Raw genomic sequence first — 8,223 nt, forward strand, 5'->3', positions numbered from 1 at the left:
CACCACGAAAATGAAGAAGCGCCAAAGAAATAGGCTAAGAGTTAGAAGCCGTAAACGGTGAAATCAAAGCAAACACTCCGCATATAGTGCCACCGGAAAGAACGTGAAAGGTACAAACTGAAAGGTGTAAAGACGAGCGCCAAAGCAGATAAACACCAAAACTTATGACCTTTGATGTCAAACCCGTACTAACGCTCTGCTAAGGGGTGAACAACGCAATACAGATGCCGCCGCAAACCACCTTAATCACCAAAGCCAACGCATAGTAAAAATGCCACGCGTTGTGAATCCCTCTTAAGCAGCTTGTTAGTACGCTGCCCCTAAAGCTTTTGGTGCACGCCAAGATGCTGAAATATAGCACGAAACTTGTGACTAAAAACACTGAAGCAAAACGGGTAACAACCAATCTAAAAGCTAACTTCAAGATGCAAGTTGGATAGAAGAAAAATATGCCAAACTGCCCTTTTTCACCGCTTTCAAATTAGAAAAGGATTCGGGCTTTGGACTTTAACGGCAGCTTCAGAGAAACTTAGTTTTGCCGATAATTTCTCAGCGCCAAAGAGACCACACCAGAGAAATCGCCCAAAAGTTAGAAACCGTAAACGATAAACTCACAACGAAAACTTCACATCTGGCGCCACCGGAGCGAACGTGAAAGGCACATTTGAATAGATGTAAAGTTGGGAAAAGAAACCAATAAACATCAAGACTTTTGACCTTTGATGCCAACCCAGTACTAACGCCGCGTTAAGGGGTGAACAACGCGACCACCCAACCTAAACCATTGTGCTGTAAACACTAAAGCAGAATCAAACTGAAAATGCCAAGCGTTGAGAATCCCTCTTAAACGCTTTGTTAGGCTTAACTTTCACCATTTATCCGCCTTGCAAAATCTGCGTGAAAGCTGATTAGCTCAATACCATCAATTGCTTTTATTGATGCATTGTTGCCTTCAACAGTACAAAAAGGCGGATAAGCGAATAGCAGCTGACCAACCTTTAACTCCAAATCGCTTGGAATATTCAATCTTTCAATTGGGTCCTCATCTACCCAAGCCAAAAATTGCTCCCAGGTACAACCAAATTCATCAATCTCACCAGTTTCAGCATTCAACTTAACTACCAAATTATCTCGAATAAGGAATTGGTCGCCAAAGCAATCCTGAGCAATAGGAAAATCGCTTGCTTTAACTTCTCGATACAAGTTGTGGAAAGCAAATTCACCTTCTAAGAAGGTATTAACATTTAACAAGCGTTCTTGTGCATCGTGAGAGCGAACTTGTAGACCGCCTGAATACAGTATTTTCATAGTTTCCTCTGTAAGCCTAACGCCCAATTAAGTTGTGAGCAACGCTTCCACCGCACTCAAGCACTTCACCGTAATCACTAAACGACTTGAAACCGAAAGCGCCGAGCGTTGCGAATCAGCTTGAATTGCTTGTTAGGTGTGGGCTAAATTAGTACTTTGTGAAGTTATCTAAGCTTCTACCACCCTCACCCGATATATTCAAAATACTGCAAACAATTTCAAAATATTTAGGTTCTATTCCAGGGACTCCTTTGTGCTCACCATGATCATTAAGTGAGCGAATTGCCGGGAAGAGTCCCCATAAACTATTGATGGTTATGTAATCATTGACTTGTGTGTGTTTTGAAAACCCATTTGCCTTAAAAATGTGTATGTATGCTTGAATTTCTGCACTTTCTGCTTGGCTTAAACTCATCCCTTTCAAGACGCGATGCGCTTGATGCTTTGTACTGTACTCTTTGTAAAGTAAATACTGTTTCTCGAACTTAGTACTACCTCCCGAGACTAACAGTTGAAGTTGGTGCCAACTCAATTTTACTATATTAGTAATATGTACTGTTGACCTTTGTCCCTTTCGATTTGTGACCTGAACGATTTCATTTACCTTAAAGTTTGCAATCTCACGGTATAAGACGGGATCGTATTCAAATTTTTTCTCAGTAGCTACCGCTGTAGTAAAAAGAGGCTTATGTTGCTCAACCAATGAAACTTGAGGTTTTACAAGTCGAGCGATTGCTCGTTCAGGTTTGGGGGTTGGCTCAGATTTAAGTGCTTCTTCAAGAGTCTTCCCAGTCTGTAGTTTTGCCAGTACCTTTTCTGCAGCTACACGACTAAATTCATGATGGATTAGTTCATCATTTTGAAAAACACCGTAATGTGTCCCAAGGCTACTATTACTAATTCTATTTATTTTGAAACTCATTCTTTAACCTAACCTCTTGAACACCTAACGCCCTGCTAAGGGGTGAGCAACGCAATACCGAAGTTGCCGCAAACCACCTTAATCACTAAATTCAACGCATAATGAAAATGCCACGCGTTGCGAATCCCTCTTAAGCAGTTTGTTATGTGTTTGGTTAATGCATACAGATTTTATTAACGATTGCTTTCGTAATATCCGCGGAGAAATACTCTTGAGCTTCCTCTTTGGACAAAGCAATAGAATCATAAATAAAGGCAGAACCTTGGGCTGTTACCGTTTGTAACTTACAGTCAACCTTGATTATAGCCTTCAACGAACCTGACTTACCTTCACGATAGATTTTAATGTCGTTCAGCTGGCCCATATCTCCAGCGACATACCACTCATCAAAATATGGCCCGCCGACCATATCTTTATAAACAAACTCACCATCTAAACCAAAAGAACCTTCTTCTGCAGATACTGACGCTTGGACGCAACCAAGCATAAATATTGCTACGCCAAATCTGATTACTTTGTGCATATTTTATCTCAAACTCTGATTACACATAACGCCCTGTTAAGGGGTGAGCAACGTAATACAAGAGCCGCCGCATACCGCCTTAAACACTAAAACCAACGCATAGTGAAAATGCCACGCGTTGCGAATCCCTCTTGAACAGTTTGTTATATGCTGTCTTCAAACATTGCATTTAAAATACCATACACCATTTCATGGCACGTGGAATTACCTCCCAAATGAACTAACTCATTATCACTGTCACCACTCAGAAACGCCAAGTAAGGATGTGCTTCATCACCATCAAAGCTAATGCTTGAAGAACTGTCGATCATACTTGCAACTTCAAAAGAAATATTACCTGTTAGTTCTTTTAGCAATGCTCCCTTAATACCAGCTCTTTCCAAATGTTCGGCAATACGTGCAATCATCTCACCAGTAAATACTTCCTGTTGAAGCATAAAATTATCTGTGTCTACTTTTAACTCCATAGGTACTTCATTCCTTTGTCTGGTATTGCATATAACGCTCTGTTAAGGTGTGAGCAACGCAACGCCGAAATTTCCGCACACCACCTTAAACACTAAAACCAACGCATAGTAAAAATGCCACGCGTTGCGAATCACTCTTAAACAGTTTGTTATGTTTTATTGCGACAAATCTAAAAATGGCTTTAGTTTAATTAATCCAGCTTGAATAGATGCCAGAATAGCTAATAACAACGTTAAAATCACTATGCTATACTGTAATTTCACACTATCTTTATGGCGCCGTTCTTCCGTTTGATATTTTTCAAGTGTTACAATAGCTTTTCCATTTACTTTATATCCCCCGCCTTTTACCTTACTGATTTCACCTGATTCTACGAATGAATCAATATACATCCGTAGCTTATTTTGACAATTTTCTCTGTCAGGATGCCCAAAAAAGCGCAAAGAATACATATCAGAAACCAGTGATGACAAACTAAATTCCTTGCGACTTATACCATAATTTTCAATCAAATAATCTAACAGGTCATATCTGGGCTTTAGCTGTAACTCTTTTTTGTTGAATAAAAATTGCGAAACTTTATTCAACATTCGCTTTAATTTAACTTTTACGTAGTCTTTTCTTGTAAGGCAATGGAGTATGAATGAGTTAATACCAGTATAAGTTGTATAGTAATTATGCACGTAGTGAGTAATTTCAACAGTATTTACATCAATATTATTAATATCAATATCTAGTTCTATATCACACTGTTCAGTTTCCGGGTTATATTTTAATACCTTTACCGTATTCATATCCAAGTCGCGAACAAGAGCTGAAACTCCGTCAAGCTTGATTCGAGTTGAATAGAAATTATTTTTCTCACATTCTGGACCTGACATGGGAATCCGTGTTGGACCGATCTTCCCAAATGCTTTTCTCGAAGCCCACATTTGAATTTTTGACCACATAATTCACCTAAAACATAACGCCCTGTTAAGGTGTGAGCAACGCAATACCGATGCTTCCGCATACCACCTTAATCACTTAAACCAACGCATAGTAAAAATGCCACGCGTTGCGAATCACTCTTAAACAGTTTGTTATACGCGTGCTAACACTACAAAGGAACTTTCATAACCTTATGATTTGGCTCACTTTCAATGTCAACCGCTAACCAACCTAAGGACTCATACAACGATGGTACATTTGTGTAAGCATACAGGTTACTTTGAGTTGCTGCTGATACTTGCCTAATACCTCGATTGATCAGTTCACTCGCAATACCTTGACCACGCCACTCATTGGATACAAAAACTGCGTTAAGCCAAATAACTTCCGAGTCACCATGAGGTTCTTTAAAGCGCGAATAAGCGAGACCTCCAATAACTTGGTTCTCTCTGAGAGCAACAATTACCGGTGGAAGGTTAGATTCTAGTTTATAGGTATCTACAAACAGAAAGTCAGACCATTCCGTTTGAAACAGCTTCTCTAGAGCAACCCAATACTCACTATCTTCATCGCAATCTCTGAATACTACCTTGTTCATATTGGATTATTTCCTCAAAAGCGTATAACGCCGCATTAAGGTGTGAGCAACGCTACCACGAAACTTAAGCAGACCACCGTAAACACTAAACCCAACGATGGAATGAAAAATGCCAAGCGTTGGGAATCACTCTTAAATGCTTTGTTATACATTAGATCCACGGCGGATGATGAATTGCAATTTCATCAGGATTTTTTAGTGATTTTAGGTACTGCGTTGCCTGCTTTAATGATACTTTATGTACATTCGGGTTAGACCTAACGAAGTCAATAAAATCTTCAAAACTATATAGATCTTCCTTTGTACCAAAAGCAAAATACTTCGGAATTTCAAAGTCTTCACTCTCAAAACAGTTCTCTAAGTGATAAATCAACCCTCGAATATAACCTTCTATATAAGCGACACCAGTATAACTTTTGACTTTCCTTTTCTCTGACTGAATGTGTTGATATTCAACTATTAGCCTCTGCAATCGACATGGGTGAGAATATTCACCTGAATATCGATTTTTTTGTATCCTTTGAAGCGCATGAATCACTCCATCTTGATAACAGGCAGCGTAGATGATCTGTGGACATTCAGTATTGCTAACTTTGTTAGCTATTTCCATGTGCTCATCTTCGAAATCACTTAATATGAATGCGGACAGCTCGTAAGAAAGGTCTGGAAGTAAAAGCTCCCGTTCAACAGCCTCTTGCTTTACCAACTCTAGAAAGTAAGTTCCATCAGTTACGATTGGAATAAGCCCAGCCTCTCTAAATCGCTCAGCCTCAGCCTCAAAAGGAGTCACCACGTACGCTTGTCGATGCAGAAGATCCATTTGAGCTTTTACCAAGCCATATACCTCTTGGAAATCACTATCACGCATTGAGTAACCAATAAAGATAACTGTTTGAGTCGCCAAGATGGTTTTGAGCATACCTCCAATCAATTCCTCATTAAGACGCCTGGTACACTCAGTGTAGTCGTCCTCTGTTGCTACAACAGTTGAGAGATTATCAATTGAGCCATGAATTTTTAGTATACGGCGCTCAGCAACCTCCCAAAATGCTAAATCGCTATCTAAGACAAAAGGCGTTGCATGAGAAAAATCTTCAAAATAAGTATCCCAATTTGTCGTAACGATGTTTTTGACAGGAAAAAGAGTTCCAATTGATTTATGAAAAGACGTAGCCATTTTTTGCAATTCAGGGAAAGAATCAATGGTTTTAAACCTTGAACGAATCATTTGTAACAGCTTCATACGTCCATTTGGCTGCTTACAAAATTCTTGCATCATTTGCGGAAAGCTTAGGTCTTTGTCTGATGCATTAATCTCCCTTGCTACCTGCTCATAGAAGTTAATGTTTAATACAGTTGGAGCTTCTGTGCTAATACCCGCCCCAGTAAAAAACGTAACTTTCCCAGCTAGCACTTCATCGATTAACTCCTTAGGAAGTGGTACATCAAAATTATTTTTGCAACCAACACAATCGCAATTATTCTCATGAGATTTCAAAATCTTCTCCTAATGTATAACGCCGCATTAAGGGGTGAACAACGCAAACCACCCTACCTAAAGCATTGTGCCGTAAACACTAAAGTTAATTCAAACCAAAACTGCCAAGCGTTGTGAATCCCTCTTGAATGCTTTGTTAGTTGCCAAACCTAAAGCTTTGATTTGATGTAAATTGCCGCTTTGCCAACACTAGTTTTACGTGCTTTGAAAAACTCAAATCAGGCGTAGTTTCAAAGCGCCTGTCACTGAAACCACTTGGAACAGTTAGCGCCTTAGAAAACGGACTAGCAACACCAAAAAAATCTTTTGAGAAGACAATATTACAAAGCTGACTTTCAACAAGCAAATCGGTTTCTGAAACAGAAAATCCAACCTCAAAAGAAACCTGAGAACGATTTTCACGAACCCGAACGATTCAAAATTGAAGTACGAAACGCCACCAAAAACACACTGATTTTAACTCTAAACATTCTGCTTTAGCTGCGTTTTCCTCGTTGGCAACTAACGCCGCATTAAGGTGTGAGCAACGCTACCACGAAACTAAACCTTACCACCGTAAACACAAAACCCAACGATGGAATGAAAAATGCCATGCGTTGGGAATCACTCTTAAATGCTTTGTTAGCTTAATATAGACTCAGGAGTGCTTTTTACTTTCTAGGCTTTTTACTCTTGCTTTGTACGCAAAATAAAAACCAACGAAGAAGAATGCATTCGTAGCCACGAGAGCCAATCCCGCAACCTCGGGTAAATTGTAGCCTGTTATCATTGAAAGAATATAGTACTGGGCACATGCAGCCATAACACACAAAGATAATGGACGAAGAAAAGTAGTACTCGGCGATAACTTTTCTTCAGAGAACATATACTGCATCAATAGCACATGCGAGAAATGAATTGTTGCCAATGACAATATCACTATTAGTATTAAAACTAGCATTACAAATCTTCCGGTTGAAGTAGACCTCTGCGAAGAAGCTCCTTCCGCGCATCTTTTGCATTTAAGTGTGTTTGATAAGCAATTACACTGACCATTACGACCAAGATTGCCGATGCTTTGCCTGCAACTTGTTTGGTCACTCCCAGTCTATTTGCAATCTGCGCAACTGGTGAGCTTGTAACTTGCTTTTTCAACTGAGTCGCAACCTCTTTGGAAGCACTTTTTACCCCTTGTTGCGCTGATGAAAGCAAAAACGCTGATATACCTGCTGCTGTGAGAGGGAGCGAGAAGTCTATGCCAAGACCTTTCAATATATTAGTCACATCCTTATTGGTATCAAAAAATTCTCTGAGCTCCCGATCAGAAAGTGACCATGAGAACCAGTATGGATTTGCAACCACTTGAGAAACTAAACCATATAGTGAAGCTTTCAACTGGCCATCGTTCAAAGCCAATATTAGTTTCAAAACTTCGGACTGTTTGTTCTTAGGTAACTCTCTATAAAGTACAATTCCTGTAATAATTGTAATTGCATTAGGCTCCTGTCTCATACGAGCTTCGTACTTTTCCATACCAATCAAATGCGTGTAGTACTTAACTGGATCTGCGGCAATTTTTGATTTGTGCACTCTCATAAAGCCTCCAATATAGATTTTGATAATGCTTAATACACTTATTGGAACTTGAGCACAAATATGCTTACTACTTTTTTGTTTAGTTTCACACAACATTGCAATTTATAAATAGCATAATTGCCTGACTACCTTGTTCATGAACTTAAATGTTAAGCTAACGCCTTGCTAAGGTGTGAGTAACGCAATAAAAAAGCTACCGCACAGCGCCTTAATCACCATAAGCCACCGCAAAGTAAAAATGCCACGCGTTACGAATCACTCTTAAGCAATTTGTTAGTACATGCGCTACTTCTATTTATGCGCTCCAAGATATTGAAAAATGGCATGATATGAAAGGCTTTGAACACTGAAGTGAGACGGGCAGCTACAAAACTTTACCCCGATTGAAAGACGAAAGTTGG

8 protein-coding genes are annotated in these 8,223 nt (G+C 39.5%); all 8 read right to left on the reverse strand.

The genetic code is table 11. The annotated features are described in order from the left end of the window. Positions 1-861: 861 nt before the first annotated feature. Positions 862-1,308, reverse strand: coding sequence for a hypothetical protein (locus R7O03_RS22120; protein ID WP_025502367.1), 447 nt, complete (start codon positions 1,306-1,308; stop codon positions 862-864). 148 nt (positions 1,309-1,456) lie between these two features. After that, positions 1,457-2,230 (reverse strand): hypothetical protein, encoded by a 774-nt coding sequence (locus R7O03_RS22125; protein WP_203500268.1) that lies wholly within the window; start codon positions 2,228-2,230, stop codon positions 1,457-1,459. A 154-nt stretch (positions 2,231-2,384) separates the two neighbouring features. Continuing rightward, a complete protein-coding gene (locus tag R7O03_RS22130; RefSeq protein WP_258632193.1) occupies positions 2,385-2,753 on the reverse strand; it encodes a hypothetical protein in 369 nt (122 codons plus the stop codon). A 143-nt stretch (positions 2,754-2,896) separates the two neighbouring features. Continuing rightward, the gene (locus R7O03_RS22135; protein ID WP_054866683.1) at positions 2,897-3,220 is read right to left on the reverse strand and encodes a hypothetical protein; all 324 of its coding nucleotides are present in this window, start codon (positions 3,218-3,220) and stop codon (positions 2,897-2,899) included. A gap of 156 nt (positions 3,221-3,376) precedes the next feature. Further along, complete coding sequence (locus tag R7O03_RS22140; RefSeq protein WP_318132042.1) at positions 3,377-4,102, reverse strand: hypothetical protein; 726 nt, start codon at positions 4,100-4,102, stop codon at positions 3,377-3,379. 218 nt (positions 4,103-4,320) lie between these two features. After that, a complete protein-coding gene (locus R7O03_RS22145; protein WP_318132043.1) occupies positions 4,321-4,749 on the reverse strand; it encodes a GNAT family N-acetyltransferase in 429 nt (142 codons plus the stop codon). 151 nt (positions 4,750-4,900) lie between these two features. Continuing rightward, the gene (locus R7O03_RS22150; protein ID WP_318132044.1) at positions 4,901-6,247 is read right to left on the reverse strand and encodes an SIR2 family protein; all 1,347 of its coding nucleotides are present in this window, start codon (positions 6,245-6,247) and stop codon (positions 4,901-4,903) included. Between the two features lie 939 nt (positions 6,248-7,186). Then, positions 7,187-7,822: a hypothetical protein gene (locus R7O03_RS22155; RefSeq protein ID WP_151514891.1), complete on the reverse strand. Its 636-nt coding sequence runs from the start codon at positions 7,820-7,822 to the stop codon at positions 7,187-7,189. Between the last annotated feature and the right edge of the window lie 401 nt (positions 7,823-8,223).

Source organism: Vibrio sp. Vb2960 (assembly GCF_033337665.1).
GTDB lineage: Bacteria > Pseudomonadota > Gammaproteobacteria > Enterobacterales > Vibrionaceae > Vibrio > Vibrio alginolyticus.

Bases quoted from the DNA above. Each gene is read 5' to 3' on its own strand.
- R7O03_RS22125 (WP_203500268.1), bottom strand. From the start codon at position 2,230: ATGAGTTTCAAAATAAATAGAATTAGTAATAGTAGCCTTGGGACACAT.
- R7O03_RS22130 (WP_258632193.1), bottom strand. From the start codon at position 2,753: ATGCACAAAGTAATCAGATTTGGCGTAGCAATATTTATGCTTGGTTGC.
- R7O03_RS22145 (WP_318132043.1), bottom strand. From the start codon at position 4,749: ATGAACAAGGTAGTATTCAGAGATTGCGATGAAGATAGTGAGTATTGG.
- R7O03_RS22135 (WP_054866683.1), bottom strand. From the start codon at position 3,220: ATGGAGTTAAAAGTAGACACAGATAATTTTATGCTTCAACAGGAAGTA.
- R7O03_RS22120 (WP_025502367.1), bottom strand. From the start codon at position 1,308: ATGAAAATACTGTATTCAGGCGGTCTACAAGTTCGCTCTCACGATGCA.
- R7O03_RS22155 (WP_151514891.1), bottom strand. From the start codon at position 7,822: ATGAGAGTGCACAAATCAAAAATTGCCGCAGATCCAGTTAAGTACTAC.
- R7O03_RS22140 (WP_318132042.1), bottom strand. From the start codon at position 4,102: ATGTCAGGTCCAGAATGTGAGAAAAATAATTTCTATTCAACTCGAATC.